Genomic DNA, 21,063 nt, shown 5'->3' on the forward strand with positions numbered 1-21,063 from the left:
CATCTAAGTATCAAATGGTTTGCTATTATTTTCATTATAAATAAAAACCTGTTGGTTTTGCATTATAGAAATAGTAAAGCTTATCACAGTTTTTTCTTTCATTATATTAAAAGTATCTGCCTTTGATAAAGTGTTTTTTAACATTTTAGTTTTAAGTTTTTTATTATATTCGCATATTTTCACATTTTCCAAGCTACAATAAATCTCATGACTTAATTTTTTACTTTCAACTGAGCTTTCTTTATTGTAATTGCACTGAGGTTCCAAAGGACTTAATACTTGAAGTATTATAGAATTATTTCCCTTAAAAGCTTCAGGACTTTTTGAAAACTTCAGATCTGAACAGCATTTAAAAGGAAGTATCAAGGTTGCATTTTTAATATTACCAATAATTCTATCACTATAACATTCATTAACTGTGGTATATTTTACTTTTTTTTCTATAATTCCTTCTAAAAATATGCTACTTGCATCTGGAACAATGCTGCAACTACTTACAATTAAATTCTTATCTATGTCTTCTATAGTGAAGACCTCTTCTGGAAATTTTGTAAGTGCTTCAATTGAAATTTCTATGTTTATTTGTGCTAGTATCACAGGGAAATTCCCTACTAAAGATTCAGGTACTATACTAATATCCACCTGCTCACTGACACATTGTTGAAGATTAGCAATAGTTTCAACAAACTCCTTAGGCCTTTCATCCTTGTCATTACGCAGTGATATAATTCCAATTGTGTTTTCCTTATTTTCTTCCTTATCTAATATGTTATTGCTAGTATCCCTGTCATTACCTAACTCTAACTTATCTACCACTATTCCTTCATTTCTAACTCTACTCTCACTAATATTTGCTTTTTCCTTTAATATACTTAATATGACTAACATAGCTTTGTTACGGTTCTCTTTAGGAATAGTTTTAGCTATTTGCTTTATGATATAATTTAGACTATTGTTTTCATTCATAAATTCTCCTCCTAATGCTTGCATAAATAAATTAAACCAAATTACCTTTCAACACTATATAAATTTGCTTATAAAATAGACTTTGGCAGAAGTATATTTTCTTCTTCCAAAGTCACTTAGCAACTTAAGGTTATTTGTTTTGAGAAGGAAACCCCGAAGGGTTTCCAAAATATATTTTAAACTGATTAGCAGCTTGATTTAGCCATAACTGAAAGTGATGGAGCCATTACGTCAAGAATATCAGAAACTCCGCCTAATGATGGGTTATTAGCTTCAATAATTTTCACATAGTAAGTGCAGCAGTTTGGACAGCTAGCACATTCACAGTAACTGAAGCTGAAAGAGGTTGTTAGCTCTTCAACTGGTGTGTCAACAAAGTTTACTCTATATTCCCAAGTTCCACATGGAATTTCTTCTCCATTATTATCGCAAACTTTAAATAATCCAAAAGTTAAAGTTGATGGAGCTGGAGATGCTACTATACGTCTATATTGGATTATACAATTAAAATCAAATTTCACTGTTGGCATTTTTAAGCAACTTGTATCTATTGAAACACAACCTAGAGATCTTGGCACCCAGTTTATTGGTGCTCCAGTTGTAGTTGTTGTTGATGGTATTTTAGCCATAGTACCATTATTGCATTCAAATAATATGCCATAAGCACATGGGCTCTTTGGATAGCAGTGTGAATATTTATGCTCTTCGCAGCATGGTTGGTGATAATCACATTTTTCATAGTGTTTGTCTTCTTGTCTATAATCACATTTTTTCTCGTCATATTTATACTCTTCTGGTCCATTGTAATTTAGTTTCATATATAAAATCTCCTTTTGAATTTAATTTGAATTTCTATCTATATTAAAAGAATAAATCTCTACAATTCTTAGTTAATGGTTTTAAGTTTCTTTTTTAACCTAACTATTTATAATACTTTACTAAGAGGCTTTCTTAGTATTTATCTCTTCTTATTGGTCTTGCTACCATTCCTTTTCCAGGTATGCAGCTTACTTCAATGTCGTCATAATAGTCACAAGAATTATGATTGTCTTCATAGTGCTTTTCTACCTTTACTTCACATTCAGGTTCTGGAATAAACACTTGTTGAGTTTGTAATACTTTAAGGTCTATATAAACTACCATTTTTTCAATGAAGTTTGTGAAACAGTTTACTGTAGAGAACTCTGTTAGGCATTCATTATTTCTATTGAAAATATCAGTTTCTAGAATTTTTGTCCACTCTACTTCGCAGAAGATTGGCTCAAAATATTGATTATAGTGCATCCAGTTGTCTTCTCCTTCATCTTGACAAACCATATTGCAATCTAAAACATTAGATTTCATTTTATAAGACTTTCCAAAATTAGGTTGTCTAGTAAATTTTACTGCAGTAACACACCTAAAATCAGCATTAATTACATGGTGCCTTATATCTCCACTGAAACTATTTGCGTTTTCTTGGTCAACAGTTGAATACTGTATATTTTTTTGAACATAACCTGCAAGGAATAATTTATTTGTATATGGTACTAAATGACATTGTGTTATACATACTTTTTTATCAATAGTTTTAATGTCATAAGCTGGTTCGTTTAAAACTACTTCCTTTTCAAGGTCTATTTGAACTTTAACTTCAGATAGAACTACTGGAACCTTAACTACCATTGGACCTGGATATCCATATGGATGATAGTGCTCGTTACTACATTCCCCTAAGTTTACAGGTTCAATTGTAGCTGGTGGGCACTCTCCACAATTACAATTATTAAAGGTTGCATGATTCTTAAACACGATTTCATCTCCATTTTTGTCTTCAAGTATATGAAAGCCTAAAGTTACATTAATTTTATCCAATAATCTACTTTTGATCTTTCACATTATCTGCTGAATCCTTAAGCTTCATATCTAATAATATCTTATTCAGTAATTTGAAAGTTGTTACAGCTTGTCACCTATTTTTAGAACTTCTTATTTACAAATTTTTTCGACAAATATAAGTTTTATAAAACACTATGTTTTAATTAATTTCATCTATTTATATTTCGCTTACCTAAGTATGCAGTGTATTTATTTAGATAATAAGTTCCATGCCTCATCAATAGATAAAGTGATTATACTATGTTCTAATTGAGTAAATATAAAATCTTATTCTTATGTTTAGTTTTTCACTTCTACTCTTCTTAATTATTTACCTTCATTAACTATAAAAAAGGAAAGTATGCATCAAAATGCTTACTCTCCTTATAGTATTAAAAAGTAGTTATTCATCTTCTACTAGTTTTTCTTCTTTTATATTACTTTTATCTTCTTTCCTATAATTGATTTTATCAAAATGAGAAATAGCTAGTGGTTGGTTTTGAATTATCTTTAAACCTATATTAAGTACCATCTTCATAAATAGCTTTCTACAATTTTTACATTCCTGTCCATTGTTCATATTCTCTTTTAAGGAATTCTCTAGAATATTAGTTTCTAAACTCTTTAACCACTCCAACTCACAGTAAATTTGTTCTTGGGGCTTGTTATAATAAAACCAAGAATTTTCTGTGGTCCCTTTGGCTAGTTCCATACTTTTCATCACACATATGGATTTATTTATAGTTTTTCCATATATAGGCTTGGTTAAAAAAGAAACTTCCGTAAAAGCTTTAAAAGGGATATTTACAGTCATATGTTTTAATTCTTTGCTAAGCAATCCCATGTTCCTATTTTCATAAAACTCAATATATTTTTGAACATATCCTTCTATAAATAATTTATTTGTGTAAGGTATTATATTACATTCAGTTATCATGGTATGTTTACTTTCAGCCCTTACATATGTTTTATTTTCTCCTAACTCTATTTCTTTATCTAAGGTTAATTCTATTTCAATTCCAGCTAAAACTATTGGAACATTTACAATAAAAGCATTTTTGCTTGTATCAATATTATATTGTTTGCTACGACATTTTACTATAGTATCACATTCTAATACCTTTGCTTCATGGTCTTCCTTGCAGTGTACGTGTTCTTTTTCATTATTTAATTTATTTTCTTCAGACATATTTTTCCCCTCCCCACACCACAAGCTAACATTATAAATCTAAATATACCTATGTCAGTATATCTATTTTACAGTATATACTATTCATTTTTCTTATAAATGTTACTATACATAGATTTTCCGTTGAAAAGTTAGCTTTATTCATTTTATAAATAAAACTACTTTTATAGCTTTCTATAATAAAAATCACCTTATATCCTTTAGAGTTCTAAAGCATATAAGGCGATATAAATGAAAAAGCTTTAAGCAACTAGCTCAACTTCCTCTTTGAAAAGCTTGTTTCTTTTTAATAAAATAGTAAAAATTCCAACCATCAATATACCTTTAATAACACTACTCATACTAATACTCCACCATACTCCGTTTAGTCCTAAAATACTTTCTGATGCAAGGATATAAGCTGCAGGGACTCTAAGTCCTGTGAATATTACACTTATAACAGATGGTATCATAGTTCTCCCTAGCCCATTGAAAGCACCACTAACAGTAATTTCTATACACATAAACAACTGAGAGTATCCTAATATTCTCAAATAAACAATTCCGTATTTTATAGCCTCTTCCTCTGGTATAAATAATGAAAATACTGTTCTTCCTCCAAATGTCAGTAGCAAGGTTGCAAAAATACCTACTATAATAGCCATTATCATAGTAGCCCTATATCCCTCTTTAACTCTATGATATTTTTTAGCCCCATAATTTTGTCCCACAAAGGTTCCTAAAGCAGTTGAGAATCCACCTGCTGTCATCCAAGATATAGCTTCAATTTGAGAACCTACCTTTTGTACTGCAATTGGAATAGGTCCAAAGTTCGCAATAGCTCTAGCAATGAGAATGGAGAATATAGTGAATAATCCACTTTGTCCTCCTACCGGAAGTCCTAACTTGCAAATTGTTATAATATTTTCCTTATTAGGTTTAGAAAATATATTAAACTTTAGATATTGCTCTTTGCTTTTTAACATTACAAGTATAAAACATAAGGTTACTACCATTTGAGCTAAAACAGTAGCTATAGCTGCTCCTAAAACTTCCATTCTTGGAAATGGTCCAATTCCAAGTATTAATACAGGATCAAATACCATATTAAACACTAATCCTATTGAGTTAATGATAAAAGGAGTTCTACTATTTCCTGCCCCATTAAAAATTGAAGTGAAAACAGGATTTATAAAGTAAAATGCCATTCCTAAAATCATTACTATTAAATAAGTTTCTGCCATATTCACAATAGAAGGGTCCCCTAATTTAAAAAAGCCTAAAAGAGGTTTTCTAAACATAAATAAAACCGCCCCGTATGCCAATGCCAAAATTACATTTATTTGAATTGAACTGATAATATAGCTTTTAGCTGTATCATTATCTCCTCTTCCTAAACTTTGGGCAACTTTAACTTCTGCCCCAATCTTAGAAATCATAATAAATGCCATAGCTAACCAAGTAAAAAAACCTGCTGTTCCAACCGCTGCAACAGCTTTACTTCCCACTCTTCCTATCCAAATCATATCTGTCATGTTATAAGCCATTTGTATAAAAGAGGTTCCCATAATTGGAATTGCTAGCTTTATTAGACTTGTAAAAATATTTCCTTCAACTAAATTTATTCTCTTTTCCATGATTCATCTCCAGTCATTAATTTTATTTAAATTTTATTTATATTCTAATATTTTTCTTTTAACTAATAATCCTTAACAATTTATAGTAAAGAAAACATATATCAATACTATATATTAAAGAGTCTTTTCCTTAATTCTATATTCATTAGATAATGAGGTAACCCTATTTAAGATCTGCCTTTTAAATCACTCTTTATTAGTTTCCTTACGTTTTTTGTTGAAGAAAAGCACCATTTATTCTTGGAATCCTATGTACCATCTAGTGAGAGAACTTATACTAAATTTCATAATACAATACTTTTTTCTACTGTTTGTCTTTTTCCTTGATATAACCATTGATTAATTCATATATTTACACAAGTATATTTTATTTTGTTTAAATCAGATTGTCCACTAAATTAAATTATTTGAGAAAATTTGTTTGGAATATGAATCAAGATTTAAGAAATAATAAGTATTGTTTAACAAAACCAAACCTGTTCATTATTTATGAAACGGAGGAATAAAATGAAAAAAACTATTATAACTTATATTTCTACTGTATTAACTATATTTATAGTTTTAAACTATATATTAGTACCTAAAGTTAAGGCAATTACTTTAGATTCTTCCATGGATGAAAAAACTATTTACTTAACTTTTGATGATGGACCTAGTGTTTTAACAGGCGAAATTCTAGATATTTTGAATAAGTTTGATGTTAAAGGTACATTTTTTCTTATTGGAAATCAAATAAAAGGTCAAGAGGAAAAAGTTAAAAGAATACATAAGGAAGGTCATAGTATAGGACTTCACACTTACACTCATGAGTATAAGAAAATCTATTCTAGCCAGCAAAGATTTATTTCTGAAATGCTTACCACTCAAAAAATTATAGATGATCTTACTGGTGTTAAACCAAATATTATAAGATTTCCTTTTGGGAGTAACAAAAAATTAAGCCAAAGTTTTTTAAACAATCTACATAATCATAATTTCAAAGTATATGATTGGAATCTTTTTATGTCTGATGGTATCAATTGCAAAACCCCTCCCTATAAACTGTACAAAGAGGCAACTAAACCTGTAGAATCTGGTGAACCAGTAATTTTACTGATGCACTGTGATTACACCCATAAAAACACCTGCAAAGCCTTACCAGAGGTTATTAAGTTTTACAAAAACAAAGGATATGAGTTTAAAGTTATTGATGAAACCACTCCTGAACACTATTTCCCACTAAAAAAACAAGTGTAAAAGAAAGATATGTTGAAGTACAATTTCAACATATCTTTCTTTATTACACTTACAAATTGCATAAACTTGTATTCGTGTTTGCTTTTTAAATTGCAATTCTGTGATCTTTATAATTAATGTTATCCTATCCATATTTATAATGTTGTATCTGAACTTTATCTTTAGCTATATTTAAACTTATTCTTCATCAGTTGCTACCGGATTTTCATCATAACTTGACCAGTCACTCCAACTACCTACATAAAGCCTAGAGGGAATACCTATCTCTTCTAGCATAAGCACATTAGCACACCCTGTAACTCCAGACCCGCAGTGTACTATTACCTCCTTATAATCTTTTACTTCTTCAAATCTTGATTTAAGCTCTTCTAGTGGAAGTACCTTATCATCTCTAAAATTTAAAGTCCAATCATAATTTTTAGCACCTGGTATATGTCCTGCCTTCTTATCCATTGGCTCCACTAGTCCTAGATATCTTTCTTTGGCCCTTGAATCAATAATTACAATATCATTTTTTCCTAGACTTTCCTTTACATAATCCATTGAGCATTTCATTTCTTCTTTAAAGTTTATGTCTATTTTACCCTTTTCTTTTCCCCTGTACTCTTCTGCAGTAACGCTTCCCTGAGAAGTCTTCCAAGCTGTTATTCCACCCTCTAATAGATACACTTTATCAATTCCTACATATTTAAGCATCCACCAGAGCCTTGAAGGAGCAGCTAAATCACCATCATCATATATTAAAACTGTTGTATTGTTTGATACTCCTAGGGATTCCATAAACTTTACAAAGTCCTTCATATTTGGAAGTGGATGTCTTCCACCATGTTCTCCCTTTTCTCCTGCTAAATCTTTATCAAGATTTACTGAAATTGCCTTTGGGATATGGGCTTCCTTGTAAGCCTTCTCTCCATAGGTTGGGTCTTGAAGACTAAATCTACAATCAATAATTACTAAGTCATTATCCTGCATATGTTTCTTTAACCAATTTATATCAACTATATTTTTCAAAAAATCACTCCTTATCTAATACATCCAGTAATGATATATGTATAATATTAACAATTATCTTCTCATAAATATAATATCATTTAAAGAATTAAAAATCCACTTTCCCGCTCAAATATCTAGATTTCATTTACTTACATATGATTAACGATGAAGGTTATTCTCTGTTTTAAATTATTGTTATATAAAAAAACAGTAATCAGAAGAAATATAATCTTTTTCTTACTGTCCTACATTTAAGTAAATTGTATAACTATACCTACAATGAATTATTCATTATATCTTGTAGTATAATAAAAGCTTATACTATAAATTTCAAATTAAAAACAGATATAAAATTTAATTTTTACTCAACAATTATTAAATATCAATTTGTTTGCCTATATCTGCTTAAAATATGTCTCTTAAATTTATCCTTAATAGATCTATCCTCTGGTAGATTAATAGTGTACTTGTTTATCCATAGATTCTTTGCAAAATCTCTAGCTTTGATCTCAACTCGATTTTTATAAACATTAACTAACAGACCCTGCATGTCTCCTTCTAATACAGTTCCATCTTCTTCTAATATGTATCTTATAGCTCCTGTATTTACCACGGTAAAACCATCTTGGTATAACGTTCTTGGGTTATTTAATGGATAATGAGAATGTGCTGTAAATAATATTACCTGAGGATATTTTTTTAGTAAATTATATAACCTACCATCACTTAACCCTCCACCCCACTGTTTACTGCCATAAACTGTATTCTCAATAGGTTGATGTAAAAATATAAAGATTGGTTTATCAGGTTTTACTTTTATTTGTATGTTTTTTTCTAACCACTTATATTGCTCCTCTGAAATTACAGCTTTATCTCCAATGGTTTCATCAGACAAGTTAGATTTTTCCCCACCAAGAGCTATAAAATGGTATCCGTCTATCCATTTATCATAATAAACTCCTGACATTTGTGTTTGTCTTATAAATCTATCTATTAAAATTTCATCTGTAAGTCCAGGCTTTTTAAAAAATCTTCCCTCAAAAAATTCATGGTTTCCAATAGTAATAACTCTTTCTACCTGGGGGTTTATATTTTCTTTAAGTATCTTATTAAAACCACTATATTGCTCTTCTAAGCCACAGTCTGTCATGTCTCCAACTATAGCTATAACCTTATAATTTTGTGCAAGAATTTTATACTGTTGTAAAACTTTCTTAACTTTGTTCTCTGCTTCTCCATCACCAATATGTATATCACTTATTACTGGTATCTGTAAATTTGGCACTGTATCTTTTTCTTTGGCATCAAAAGATACACTAGGAAATACATTGAATATAATTGTAATGAACAAGATAAGTTTTATAAACTTCCTCACCATAGCACCTCCAAGTAAAGTTATAGATTATTTTGTGCTATAAGAGGAATTTTATAAGTTTTTATTTTCATTAATGAAGTAACACTTCAACTATCACTAAGAAATAAAAAAAAAATTTTCATATAAAATATTATTATACTTGAAATTAGTCTTTGTGTTTCAAATTTAGACTATTACTTCTATGTTTTCATTTGACACATATATTCTTTAGTAAACTTAATACTTTAAAAAGGTTATAATAAATCTGGTACATACTCCTAAAGTGCTTTGTGCTTCTATGATTCCACCATGAGCTTCTATTATAGATTTCGCTAGCGCTAAGCCTATTCCAACAGAGTTAGTATTCTTAGACTCCTTAGCTTTATAGAATCTTTTAAAAATATTAGGTAGGTCTTCTTCACTAATGCCTTCACCATTATCTTCAATTATAACTCTTCTATATACTGGATTTTCTATAAGACTTACGGAAACCTCTTTTCCTTGTTCACTATGTTCTATGCCATTTTTTATAATATTAATTAAGGCTTCTTGAAGCCAAAGAGCATCATGATTAAAAATCATGACCTCTTCCTCATGAAATTTCACTTTAATACCTTTTTCATTTGACATACTTTCTAAGGCTTCTACAGCTTCATGTATGGTTTCATTCAAGCTATAGTTTTCTTTATGAAACTCAACTGCCTTGGCATCTATTTTAGCTAATTTTAGCATACTCTTTATCAGACACTCCATCCTATGAAGTTGATTTTTGTTGTTCACTAAAAAAGTTGTTCTTTGATCATTGGATAACTCCTTACTTAGCATAATTTCATTGTATAAAATCATGGAAGAAAGTGGCGTTTTTAACTGATGGGATATATCTGCTAACAAATCAACTAAGAATTGTTTTTCTCTTTTTAAATTATGTAAATTACTTCTAATAATTTCTTTCATAGAATTAAAAGCTATTGCTAGTTTAGAGAAATCGCCTTCCTTATCTTCACTAATTGCAATATCATATTCTCCCTCAATTACTCTTTTAGCTCCTGTAGTTATTCGTCTTATCCTTTTATAAAAAAAAGTATGGTTAAAATAATTCACAGTTAAAATCATCAATAACATAGCTATAAATATAAAACAAATCAAATAATAATTTTCAGTTGAAGTTTTACTTATATATGGAAAGATAACTGTATCTAACTCTTTAGTAATGCCATATTTCCTTAAAAACTCCTCACCTTTCACCTTTTCTTCCTCTGACGCCTTGTTTAGTATTAGTGGAATTATATCTTTTTCTAGCTGAGGATCTTTCTCTATAATTTTTATTGCAATAGCCCCCAGTGATTTTATATATGACTGTTTTAACCGGTCATGTTGTAGTTTAAGAGCAAAGATTGTGATAAGAAAAAAAGTACTCATTAAAATTACAAGGAAAATTGAACTTCTTTTTAGCTCTGGATTAGTAAAGTACTTTTTCATAGCCTTACTACCTCTCCATTCCACTTATACCCTAATCCTCTTTGGGTGACTATATACTGAGGTTCTCTAGGATTATCTTCTATTTTTTCTCTAATTCTCTTTATATACACTGATAGAGTATTTTCATCAAAAAATACCTCATCGCCTTCAATAAGTTTGCTTAGTATTTCTTCTCTCTTCATCATTACATTTGAATTACTCATGAAAATTAATAAAAGTTTGTATTCTTGAGCAGTTAAGGTTATTTCTTGTCCTTTTTTCTTTACAGTAGTATCTAGAGTATTTATCTCTAATTCTCCACTTTTCATTTTAGTTCCACCAATTTGTGTTTTGCTACTTCTTCTTATTAAGGCCTTTATCCTAGATAAAAGTTCCCTCACTCTAAAGGGTTTTGTAATGTAGTCATCTCCTCCAATTTCTAAACCTAAAACCACATTTACTTCATCATCTAATGCAGTTAAGAATATAATTGGTACTTCACTTTTTGTTCTTATGTATTTACATAAATCATAGCCATTACCATCTGGTAGGTTTATATCAAGAAGAATTAAATCAAATTCTTCTTTTTCAAAGGAGCTCTTCCCCTGTGCTAAAGTTGCTCCTCGAACCACTTCATATCCTTCATCCCTAAGGGTAAACTCTATACCTAAAGCTAATGCTTCATCATCCTCAATTAACAATAATTTATTCATAAACTCACCTCACAAAAACATTTTAACCCAAAATGAGTATTGTTTAAACTATAAACAGAAAAAGAGTCAGTTACCCTGACCCCTTCTCATTATTTTTCCTTTTTATTTAAAAGTCTTCTCTTATACCCTCAATTAAATTCTCATTGCCAATTCTTTTTAATGGTGCCAAAACTGAAAGATATCCTATTACTAAAGCTGCAACACCTGCTATGCCTATAGCGTTCCAAGGAATTACCCACTTAAATTCCCTTGCAGCATTCATTCCACCGCCCATTAGGTAAGATAACCCTGTTCCAATTATGGAGCCATATATAGTTCCTACTACTCCATATAATAACCCTTCTAAAACAATTATCTTCTTTAATCCCTTTTGCGTTAATCCTATGGATTTTAAAGTGGAAAACTCTTTTTTTCTAAGAATAATATTAGTTGTTAAGGTATTAATGATATTTACACTACCAATTAAAGATACTACTGTTACAAAGCCATATAATAATATTTGTACCATTAATATAGAGGATTTAGCTTTTCTATTTTCATCAATATTATTTATTACAGTTAAGGCTGAATTTGTTTTTACTTTCTCCTCAATTTTCTCTTTTGCTTGAATCTCTTCTTTCGAATCTTTAATTTGAATATCTAAGCTTGTAGGTTTAAGTTCACCTTTCCCAACCAAGCTCTCAACAACATCTTTTGTGCTTATAAGATTTAAAGCTCTACCACTTCCCATATAGTAAAATGGACTAGTTTCAAGTATTGCCATGACTTTTACCTTTTTAGTATTACCCTTATTAAATTCTAAAGAAGTTTCCAATGAAGATTTATCTCTGTCATTATCATCCCTATAAGCCTCTAGCTCAATTTCATCCCCAACCTTTAAGTCTGCAATCTGACCATAATAGGTCTTTTTGGTTTTTCCATTAAATATTCTATTCTTACCAATTAGGATTACACCATTTTCTTTATTTAAGGCATCTTTATCTATAGATCCACTTTTTATATATTTTTTAGAAATTTCTAATGAATTATCATCATAAATAGTTATAGCACTATCTATTCCAAGATTGTTATCTCCTAGATTTGTTGACTTATAGACATTTTCTATGTTATTTACTTCTTCAACTTTCTTCTCTTTACTTATAGTTCCTTTTAAGTAGTCGGTATCGTACCTTTTATATATTTTCTCAACCATTGAAAGATTTTTTATATCCTCAGCTACCTTATGGTCAATAAATATTCTGTTCTCCCCATCATTGTACTCAGGCCAAACTGTAAAATGTATATTCTGTGATTCATTAAGGTCTGCAGATATATTTATAGACATGTCCATAAAAGATTTAAAGGTTATGAATAAAACCACACTAATTACTATAGAAAAGACAGTAATCCTATATCTTTTCCTATTTCTTTTCATATTCTTAGAAGCAAGTGCTCCTTCAAAGCCTAAAATCTTGCTAGCTACTCCTGATTTTCTCTTTTTAATTCTTTCTTTAGTAATAGTAGCTCTACTACTAATAGCAACTAAAGGTGATATCTTCCCTGCAAAGTGAGCTGGTATGAAGGCTGAAATATATATTGATATTACTCCAACTAATGCACTTATAGCTAAAACCATATAGGATATAGTTAGTCTAATATTCATAACTGAATCTGCCCCAATTAACTTAAAGGTAAGCTTTATTCCTAAAAGAGCTATAATTCCAAAGATTAATCCTAGAGGAATTGCAATTATTGCTACTGTGGTTGCTTCTTTAAATACTAACTTTCTTATTTGTTTTGGAGTGGCTCCTACAGCTCTTAAAAGACCAAATTGTTTAACTCTTTCCACAACACTTATCTGGAAGGAGTTATAGATAACTGCAATGGTACAAACTACTACTATTGCTACTATTATTGCTACAGTAAAATAAATTCCTTTCCATGATGAACTATCTTCTCCTGCTCCCTGTAACCCTAAAATCATATTATTTGTACTTACATTATCTTTTTCACCTAAAGCAACTAATTCTTTTACAGCTTTTTTTAAATTAGCTTTTGGATTTACTTCTACTAATAAAACTGCATTTTCAACCTTTATATTGTTACTATTAAATAGTATCATTGATGTGTTTTCTGATTGATTCTTTACATTATTTGCTAAAATACCCACTAGTAAATACTCATTATCTTTAATTTTAATTTTTTCTCCTACTTTAGTATTATTATCTATGTGTCTAATAGCCCATTTTTCAATAGCTATTTCATTTTCTCTCTCTGGAAGTCTTCCTTCTGTTACTCTATATGGGGCTAGTTCTAACGCCTTATCTGAAGCCACTACAGGATAAATCTTTAGCTTATCTGATATTTCTATTTCTTCACCAGTACTATATAAGCCAGTTCTACCAACCCTTGGATTATTTACTACCTTATTTACAAACTCTTCATTTATTTTTTTATATGCTACATGATATGAACCATAATCATGTTTGGCATCCTCTAATTCAGTTTGTTGTATGCTTTTAAAGAAAAGACCTATGGTGGAGATTAATGCTACAGACAATACTATTCCAATAATGGTTAAAATAGTTCTTTTCTTATTAGCCTTTAAATATCTACTTGAAAGCTGTTTAAATTCAGTAATCACCTTGCTACCTCCTACTTTATGTTACCTCTGCTGAGTCCTTAATTTTTATTTTGCTGAGAAAATATCTTAACATTTTATCTTTCTTTTTATTTAGCTGAACTTATTTTTAATGTGAACTTTAGAATAAGTATTCTAGCCAACTTTATTTCTTAAATATTTATCTGATGTTATTTCACCATCTTCTATTGTAATAACTCTATCTGCCATAGATGCTATATTAACATCATGAGTTATTAAAATTAAAGTTTGATTGTATTTTCTTGCTGTAAGCTTTAAGAGTTCAATAACTTCCTTTGAATTCTTACTATCTAAGTTTCCTGTTGGCTCGTCAGCTAAGATTATTGCTGGTTTATTGAGAAGAGCTCTTCCAATGGAAACTCTTTGCTGTTGTCCACCTGACAGTTCAGAAGGAAGATGACTTCTTCTTTCCTCAAGGCCTAAGATTTGGATTAACTCTTTTAAGTATCCCTTATCTACCTTATCGTTATCAAGAAGTGCTGGAAGAGATATATTTTCTTCTACATCTAATACAGGTATTAAGTTGAAAAACTGAAAAACAAATCCTATTTTTCTTCTTCTAAATATAGCTAACTTTTCTTCCTTGTAGTCATAAATACTTTCACCATCTATAATAACCTTTCCATTACTTGGCTTATCTAAACCTCCTAGTAAGTGAAGCAAAGTACTTTTTCCTGATCCTGAAGCCCCTACAACTGCTACAAATTCACCCTTATTTATTGATAAATTAATATTTTTAAGAGCTTCTACCTTATTATCCCCTTTACCATAAATCTTGCTTAAACTTTCTACTTTTAAAATTTCCATAAATTAATCTCCTTTTCTAATAATTAATTCTTTATATTAAATTCCTATAATTATTTTTTAAAAGCTACTTTCTTTACACTCATATGTTCTTAGCTTATATTCTTATTATAGCCTTTTAAGATTTCCTACTCCATTTCAGTTACCTTACAATAAAAATACTTATCTTACAATTTAGTAAGATAGGTTAGTCAGGATTTTACTCACCCTAAAAGTTAATATTTTTACAAACAAAAAAGTAATCCCTGTTTCTAGAGATTACCCTTTTTAATATTATTCTTTTTACTCTTCATCCTTTTTTGCTGTCTGTTTAATTAATTGATTAGTAAACACTGTTACACCTGTAACTAATATTCCTTGAATTACTGATGATACACTTAATCCCATTATAGCTATTGCACCTATAATTCCACCTGCTAATAATATATACGGGATTGTCCAATCCTTAACCGCTGGTGTATTCTTAAGAAACATACCTATAACATATAGTGCCGGAACAAGAATTAGAGCTTGGTCAATTATAAATTTTCCTAAGTCCATGCTTACCCCTCCCAAATAGATTAACAACCTATTTATCATATATTCTTTCTATATAATATGTTGTTAATCTATTATATGCTCCAGTATTTGATTTTATAAGAAAAAGAAACCAGTATTAAAAGCTGAGCTTTCTTTATTTAATCTAAACAAGATTTGAGTAATTTTTCAACACAACTCCTTTTATTTGATCATAAGTGATATAATCTGGTAGTTTTTCTTTAATAGGTTTTAACTTGTTTGCTCCCACTTCTTTTATTGCTTCCATTACTAAGTTTTCTGTTTTCTCATTAAACACATCAGTAAAATCTACTGAAAAATCTATGGGACTTCCTGTAGTAAGAAACTCTGTTACATGTGTTAAAACTGTGGTTAATGCTATTTCTCTTTCAACAGAAATCTGTCCTAAAGATTTTTTATCCCTTATCATACTAATAGTAACTTCGTAGGATTTTTCTTTACTTTTCTTTTCTGAATCAGATGTACTATTTTCATCACTAGTTTTGCTCTTATGAGTTTTAGTAATAGGCTCCTTATGCTCCTCCATATTGCCCTCTGCTTTAAGAATAGATGTAGCTTTTCCTTCTTTTTTAAAAGTCCAGGTAACCTGGATGCCATTTTCTTTTACATGTGCTTCTATGGCTTCAATAAAATAACTTGCATATTTATTTGCTTTTATTTCTCCAACTCCACTGATATCTAAGAACTGCTCTAGGTTGCTAGGATATCTAACACTCATTTCTTTTAAAGAACTATCTCCAAAGATAATATAAGGTGGTACCCCTTCCTTAGCCGCTAGCTCTCTTCTTAGATTTCTTAAGGACTCGAATAAATCATTATTTATTACTACCTTCTCTGCCTTTTTAGGTTCTTTAAATATTACTTTTTCTCTACCTTTGAGCACCTCTACGGACTTTTGATTAAGCTTTATAACAGGATACTCCCCCTCAACAGAGTCTAAAAAAGAGTGTGCAATTAGGGTATTTATAAACTCCTTTAATCCTTCTTTTGAATAATCCTTCATAATTCCATAGGTAGATAGTTCATCTAATCTTAAATCCTTAAGTTTCTTATTTTGTGAACCTCTAAGCACATCAATTATCATGTTAACTCCATAAGGTCTGTTCATTCTATATACACAGGATAAAACCTTTTGAGCATCAATAGTCTTATCAATAAGCTCTCCTTCTAGATTGCAACTGCTACAATTGTCACAATCCCTAGAGGTTTCCTCTCCAAAGTAATTTAGTATATAATTTCTGAGGCAAGAATTACAATGGACAAAGTCCATAATTTGCTTAAGCTTCTTATATTCATTAATTTTTCTTTCAGGATTATTAGTTCCAACATCAATAATATACTTTTGGGTATGTACATCGGAAGGTGAAAACAGTAGAATGCACTCACTTTTTTCTCCATCTCTACCGGCCCTTCCTATTTCTTGGTAATAGCTTTCTATATTTTTAGGCATATTGTAATGAATTACATACCTAATATTAGGTTTATCTATTCCCATTCCAAAGGCATTTGTAGCCACCATAATATTTACTCTGTCATAAACAAAAGCCTCCTGGTTTTCAGTTCTTTCACTTTCAGACAATCCTGCATGATATCTCCCTACGGAATAGCCTCTCGCTGTTAATGCTTCATAAACCTTATCTGTTTCATTTCTTGTCGCTGTATAAATAATTCCTGACAATTCACTGTTCTCTTTTATATAATTAAGCAAAAACTCTTTTTTACTTAACCCCTTTATAACCTGAATTTTTAAATTCTCTCTATCAAATCCTTGAATAAAAACTTTAGGTCTAGATAAATTAAGAAGACTTACAATATCCTCCCTAACTTCCTCAGTAGCTGTAGCTGTAAAAGCTGTAACAATGGGCCTCTTATTTAAAGATTTAATAAATCCTTTAACATTTCTATAACTAGTTCTAAAATCATGTCCCCATTGAGAAACACAATGTGCTTCATCTATTGCTACTTGTGAAATATTTATATCTCTTATAAGGGAAATAAAACTATTTGATTCTAATCTTTCGGGAGCAATATAAACAATTTTTAATTGTCCTCTTTCAAGTTTTTCTAATATTTCTACTATATCATTATTACTTAAAGAACTATTTATATATGCAGCCTCAACCCCTAACTCCCTAATACTATCAACTTGGTCCTTCATAAGGGATATTAAGGGGGAAATAACTAAAGTTACCCCCTCTAAAAGTAAGGCAGGCACTTGATAACAAATAGATTTTCCTCCACCAGTTGGCATGATAGCCACAGTATCGTTACCCCTTAATATTTCCTCAATTATTTTTTCCTGACCTTTCCTAAAGGAGCTATAACCATAATATTTATTTAAAACTTCTAAAGCTTTATTAATCATTCATTCCACCTCAAATTTTTTGTCCCTTACATTATACCATTGTTGTAGATTTTTATAAAAACTAAAATAAAAAAAGCTATTGTTTTAATTCAATAACTTTTGCAAAATAAAAAAACTCTATAAGAATTTCTTCTTACAGAGTTGTTAATTCAAATGATATTATCTTCTGAATCCGTTGTTTTGTTGCTTCTTTGCTCTTCTGCAATCAGCACATCTTTGTGGCTCGTTTTCGAATCCTTTTTCTTTGTAGAAAGCTTGCTCTCCCTCAGTGAATATGAATTCTTTTCCGCAATCTTTGCATGTTAAAGTTTTATCTGCCATTTAAACATTTCCCCTTTTCTTCGTATTAAGATTTAAAAACTGATTCACATTGTTCCGAAAAATGGAAATGTTGCTTATCAAATTAAATCTCTCTACAAGTAGCTTTTGCTACCTGACTATTTTAATATAACATGATTTAAAATATTATGCAAGTGTTTTTTTGCTAACTATAATCATAATTAAAATTCTTTCTTTAATTGAAATTATGAGATAAAATTTAATATATGCTATTTATTACAAAGGAGTGTTTACAATGAGCTTAGATAATATTAATACAACCTATAGCACTGCTATTTTTGCAGGAGGATGCTTTTGGTGCATGGTTTCTCCCTTTGATATCCTAGATGGAATTATTGAAGTGAAATCAGGATACATGGGAGGTCACCTGGAAAACCCAACCTACAAAGATGTAAAATCTCAAACTTCAGGACACTTCGAAGTTATTAAAATCACCTATGACCCTAAAGTTATAAGCTATGAAAAGCTACTACAAGCTTTTTGGAGACAAATTAATCCTATGGATGATGAGGGCCAATTCCAAGATAGGGGTTCTTCTTACAGAGCAGCTATTTTTTACACTAATGAGGAACAAAAGACTGTAGCTGAAAAATCTAAAAAAGAGTTAAATGAATCTGGTAGATTCCCTGATGCTGTAGTAACAAGAATATTACCTGCTTCTAAATTCTATGATGCTGAGGAATACCATCAAGATTTTTATAAAAAGAGCCCTGTAGAATATAAAAAAGATCGTTCCATATCTGGAAGAGATGAGTTTATACAACAATATTGGGGAGAAGATTACTATTCTATCTATGAAGAATAAATATTTTTAGCCACTTTTAATTTTTATTTTCTATAAAAATTAAAACTTTCCTTCCTAAACAAAATTTTGGAGAAAAGTTTAAAATCTATCTAAATAAAAAACTTCCATCTTAATATAATTGTAATCCTTGCAGATGACATTCAAATTTAAGATGGAAGTTTTATTTATTTTTATTGAGGTATTAATATATATCTTAAGATAAATAATGCTGCTAGTATATACATTAATGGATGAACTTTTTTTCCTTTTCCTACTGCAATTTTCAATATAGGGTAGCTAATTATCCCAAAAGCTATTCCATTTGCTATAGAGTAGCTAAATGGCATTATTGCTATAGTAAAGAAAGCTGGCAATGCTTCATCGAAGCTAGAAAAGTCAACTTCTTTTATTGTTTCTAGCATTAAACACCCAATAATTATTAGTACTGGTGCTGTAGCCTGAGCTGGAACCATCCCTACAAAACCAGCAAAGAATAAAGTTAGCCCACATAGTACAGCTGTTACCACTGCTGTTAATCCAGTTTTTCCACCTTCTGCAATTCCTGATGTAGACTCAAGATAAGTTGAAACTGTTGGAAGACCAAATAATGCACCAATTGTAGTTGAAATAGAATCCACTAAGAGTGCTCTGTTCATTCCTCTTGGCTTTCCTTCTTCATCATACAAATCACCTTTTTGAGCTGTTCCAACAAGAGTTCCTATAGTATCAAACATATCCACTAATGAAAAAGTTAAAATAACCATTATTACTGATGTTATTGCTGCAATAATTCCTGTGCCATTGTGAGTTAAAAGGCCAACAAAGTCCATTTTACCAAAGGTTGGCATCATTGATGGTGGCATTGAAAACAGTTGTACTCCTTGAATATTTGTTATCCCCATGGGAATTCCAATTATAGTTGTTACAACAATCCCTATAAGCATAGCGCCCTTAGTTCCTCTTGCCATAAGAATACCGGTTACTAAAATTCCTATAATAGTTAATAAAGTACTAGGATTTGTGAAACTTCCAAAAGACACTAGGGTCCCTGGGTTAGCTACAACTATGCCCCCACTTTTCAGCCCGATAAGAGCTATAAATAGTCCTATACCTGAAGTGATAGCAATCTTTATATTCTCTGGAAGTGCATCCACTATTAATTGTCTAAGAGAAGTTACAGTACAAATAATAAATACTATTCCTGAAATAAATACTGCAGCAGCTGCCTCTTGCCAAGTAAATCCCATAGTTAAACATACACCATAGGTAAAGAAAGCTACAAGTCCCATTCCTGGTCCTAAAGCATAGGGTAAGTTAGCATATAACCCCATAAATAAAGTTGAAATTAAAAATAACACACAAGTTGCAGTAAATATAGAACCTACTACAGGGTCATTTAAAATTGTAAGTGCATTTGCGGCATCTCCAAGAGCTCCTTGTGAATTCATTCCTGAAGCCTTTAAGACATTTGGTATAACTAAAAGTGCATAACCTAAGGTTATAAAGGTAGTCAAACCTGCAAGAACCTCAGTTTTAGCACTAGTTCCATACTTAGTTAAATGAAAAAGTTTTTCTAATAATCCATCTTTTTTATCTTGTACTTTGCTAGTAATTTGCATATCTATTCCTCCTTTGAAAATAAAAAAAACTACCATCGGATTATGAGTAAATCCAATGGTAGTTCTAAATCCAAAAAAGTTTGAAATCAAAAACTTTAAGAATAGAACTTGGATTCACCCATAGCTAAGAAGTTTACGGCCTCTTTGTAGAAACACCTGACCCCTATTGTCAGACCTATATGGATGGCTATTTAATTTATAGCTATTATAACAACATAATAACTATTGTTCAAGAGGATTTTTTTACATTAACTTATTATTTTAGACATTTTTATATAATTTATTCATTAATTTTTGCTTATTTTATAATTTCACTTAAAATTTAGTATATCAACTCTAATAAAGAAATTATATAAGTCCTTAGTTATATTTTACCTTCTACATATTAAAAATTACTTTCAACTAATTTTATAATGATTTAAAGGGTATTCTAGCCAATATAATCAATTGATCTCCTATTATAGTTTCTTTATATAGGACAAGTTGTTTTAATCTTAGTAATTCCCCCTGATTATCAATAATGCAATTTTAAATAATGTAAATTATCCACATTTTGTAGAAAAGTTTATAA

At 30.1% G+C, this 21,063-nt stretch carries 17 protein-coding genes and 1 riboswitch; of the genes, 2 read left to right on the top strand and 15 right to left on the bottom strand.

The window, feature by feature from the left end; all coding sequences use genetic code 11:
• Positions 1-3 precede the first annotated feature (3 nt).
• The 5 genes from B3040_RS15325 to B3040_RS15345 form a co-directional block, all read right to left on the bottom strand.
• Positions 4-966, bottom strand: coding sequence for a hypothetical protein (locus B3040_RS15325; protein ID WP_291574993.1), 963 nt, complete (start codon positions 964-966; stop codon positions 4-6).
• A gap of 185 nt (positions 967-1,151) precedes the next feature.
• Positions 1,152-1,784: a DUF4489 domain-containing protein gene (locus B3040_RS15330; RefSeq protein WP_291574999.1), complete on the bottom strand. Its 633-nt coding sequence runs from the start codon at positions 1,782-1,784 to the stop codon at positions 1,152-1,154.
• A 133-nt stretch (positions 1,785-1,917) separates the two neighbouring features.
• Positions 1,918-2,820, bottom strand: a complete 903-nt coding sequence (locus tag B3040_RS15335) for a CsxC family protein (RefSeq protein ID WP_291575003.1) — start codon at positions 2,818-2,820, stop codon at positions 1,918-1,920.
• Between the two features lie 406 nt (positions 2,821-3,226).
• Positions 3,227-4,012 carry a hypothetical protein gene (locus B3040_RS15340; protein WP_291575008.1) on the bottom strand — a complete coding sequence of 262 codons (786 nt, stop codon included), beginning with the start codon at positions 4,010-4,012 and terminating at the stop codon, positions 3,227-3,229.
• Between the two features lie 242 nt (positions 4,013-4,254).
• On the bottom strand, positions 4,255-5,628 hold the full coding sequence (locus B3040_RS15345; protein ID WP_291575014.1) for an MATE family efflux transporter: 1,374 nt from the start codon (positions 5,626-5,628) through the stop codon (positions 4,255-4,257).
• Positions 5,629-6,135: 507 nt separating this feature from the next.
• Here B3040_RS15345 and B3040_RS15350 point away from each other — a divergent pair.
• On the top strand, positions 6,136-6,864 hold the full coding sequence (locus tag B3040_RS15350; protein ID WP_291575022.1) for a polysaccharide deacetylase family protein: 729 nt from the start codon (positions 6,136-6,138) through the stop codon (positions 6,862-6,864).
• A 177-nt stretch (positions 6,865-7,041) separates the two neighbouring features.
• Here B3040_RS15350 and B3040_RS15355 read toward each other — a convergent pair whose 3' ends face one another.
• The 9 genes from B3040_RS15355 to B3040_RS15395 form a co-directional block, all read right to left on the bottom strand.
• Positions 7,042-7,875, bottom strand: a complete 834-nt coding sequence (locus B3040_RS15355; protein WP_291575027.1) for a sulfurtransferase — start codon at positions 7,873-7,875, stop codon at positions 7,042-7,044.
• 364 nt (positions 7,876-8,239) lie between these two features.
• Positions 8,240-9,232 (bottom strand): metallophosphoesterase family protein, encoded by a 993-nt coding sequence (locus B3040_RS15360; protein ID WP_291575029.1) that lies wholly within the window; start codon positions 9,230-9,232, stop codon positions 8,240-8,242.
• Positions 9,233-9,448: 216 nt separating this feature from the next.
• Positions 9,449-10,690 carry a sensor histidine kinase gene (locus B3040_RS15365; protein WP_291575031.1) on the bottom strand — a complete coding sequence of 414 codons (1,242 nt, stop codon included), beginning with the start codon at positions 10,688-10,690 and terminating at the stop codon, positions 9,449-9,451.
• The gene (locus B3040_RS15370) at positions 10,687-11,382 is read right to left on the bottom strand and encodes a response regulator transcription factor (protein WP_291575035.1); all 696 of its coding nucleotides are present in this window, start codon (positions 11,380-11,382) and stop codon (positions 10,687-10,689) included. The genes B3040_RS15365 and B3040_RS15370 overlap by 4 nt, the downstream gene beginning before the upstream one ends.
• Before the next feature lie 106 nt (positions 11,383-11,488).
• A complete protein-coding gene (locus B3040_RS15375) occupies positions 11,489-14,005 on the bottom strand; it encodes an ABC transporter permease (protein ID WP_291575039.1) in 2,517 nt (838 codons plus the stop codon).
• 132 nt (positions 14,006-14,137) lie between these two features.
• Positions 14,138-14,830: an ABC transporter ATP-binding protein gene (locus tag B3040_RS15380; RefSeq protein ID WP_291575041.1), complete on the bottom strand. Its 693-nt coding sequence runs from the start codon at positions 14,828-14,830 to the stop codon at positions 14,138-14,140.
• Between the two features lie 279 nt (positions 14,831-15,109).
• Entirely contained in the window at positions 15,110-15,367 is a 258-nt protein-coding gene (locus B3040_RS15385; protein ID WP_291575043.1) for a phage holin family protein, read from the bottom strand.
• Between the two features lie 142 nt (positions 15,368-15,509).
• On the bottom strand, positions 15,510-17,750 hold the full coding sequence (gene recQ / locus B3040_RS15390) for a DNA helicase RecQ (protein ID WP_291575045.1): 2,241 nt from the start codon (positions 17,748-17,750) through the stop codon (positions 15,510-15,512).
• 159 nt (positions 17,751-17,909) lie between these two features.
• Positions 17,910-18,071 (bottom strand): zinc-ribbon domain-containing protein, encoded by a 162-nt coding sequence (locus B3040_RS15395; RefSeq protein ID WP_017414257.1) that lies wholly within the window; start codon positions 18,069-18,071, stop codon positions 17,910-17,912.
• A gap of 253 nt (positions 18,072-18,324) precedes the next feature.
• Here B3040_RS15395 and msrA point away from each other — a divergent pair, with 253 nt between their 5' ends.
• Complete coding sequence (gene msrA, locus B3040_RS15400; RefSeq protein ID WP_291575052.1) at positions 18,325-18,894, top strand: peptide-methionine (S)-S-oxide reductase MsrA; 570 nt, start codon at positions 18,325-18,327, stop codon at positions 18,892-18,894.
• A gap of 170 nt (positions 18,895-19,064) precedes the next feature.
• On the opposite strand, the gene B3040_RS15405 is transcribed toward msrA, so the two are convergent.
• Positions 19,065-20,492, bottom strand: a complete 1,428-nt coding sequence (locus B3040_RS15405) for an NCS2 family permease (protein WP_291575054.1) — start codon at positions 20,490-20,492, stop codon at positions 19,065-19,067.
• A gap of 101 nt (positions 20,493-20,593) precedes the next feature.
• A riboswitch (purine riboswitch) is annotated at positions 20,594-20,695 on the bottom strand.
• Positions 20,696-21,063 lie beyond the last annotated feature (368 nt).

Source organism: Clostridium sp. UBA4548, assembly GCF_002387895.1.
Taxonomy (GTDB): Bacteria; Bacillota; Clostridia; order Clostridiales; family Clostridiaceae; genus Clostridium_J.

Bases quoted from the DNA above. Each gene is read 5' to 3' on its own strand.
- recQ (WP_291575045.1), bottom strand. From the start codon at position 17,750: ATGATTAATAAAGCTTTAGAAGTTTTAAATAAATATTATGGTTATAGC.
- B3040_RS15385 (WP_291575043.1), bottom strand. From the start codon at position 15,367: ATGGACTTAGGAAAATTTATAATTGACCAAGCTCTAATTCTTGTTCCG.
- B3040_RS15350 (WP_291575022.1), top strand. From the start codon at position 6,136: ATGAAAAAAACTATTATAACTTATATTTCTACTGTATTAACTATATTT.
- B3040_RS15365 (WP_291575031.1), bottom strand. From the start codon at position 10,690: ATGAAAAAGTACTTTACTAATCCAGAGCTAAAAAGAAGTTCAATTTTC.
- B3040_RS15325 (WP_291574993.1), bottom strand. From the start codon at position 966: ATGAATGAAAACAATAGTCTAAATTATATCATAAAGCAAATAGCTAAA.
- B3040_RS15330 (WP_291574999.1), bottom strand. From the start codon at position 1,784: ATGAAACTAAATTACAATGGACCAGAAGAGTATAAATATGACGAGAAA.
- B3040_RS15370 (WP_291575035.1), bottom strand. From the start codon at position 11,382: ATGAATAAATTATTGTTAATTGAGGATGATGAAGCATTAGCTTTAGGT.
- B3040_RS15345 (WP_291575014.1), bottom strand. From the start codon at position 5,628: ATGGAAAAGAGAATAAATTTAGTTGAAGGAAATATTTTTACAAGTCTA.
- B3040_RS15405 (WP_291575054.1), bottom strand. From the start codon at position 20,492: ATGCAAATTACTAGCAAAGTACAAGATAAAAAAGATGGATTATTAGAA.
- msrA (WP_291575052.1), top strand. From the start codon at position 18,325: ATGAGCTTAGATAATATTAATACAACCTATAGCACTGCTATTTTTGCA.
- B3040_RS15340 (WP_291575008.1), bottom strand. From the start codon at position 4,012: ATGTCTGAAGAAAATAAATTAAATAATGAAAAAGAACACGTACACTGC.
- B3040_RS15380 (WP_291575041.1), bottom strand. From the start codon at position 14,830: ATGGAAATTTTAAAAGTAGAAAGTTTAAGCAAGATTTATGGTAAAGGG.
- B3040_RS15395 (WP_017414257.1), bottom strand. From the start codon at position 18,071: ATGGCAGATAAAACTTTAACATGCAAAGATTGCGGAAAAGAATTCATA.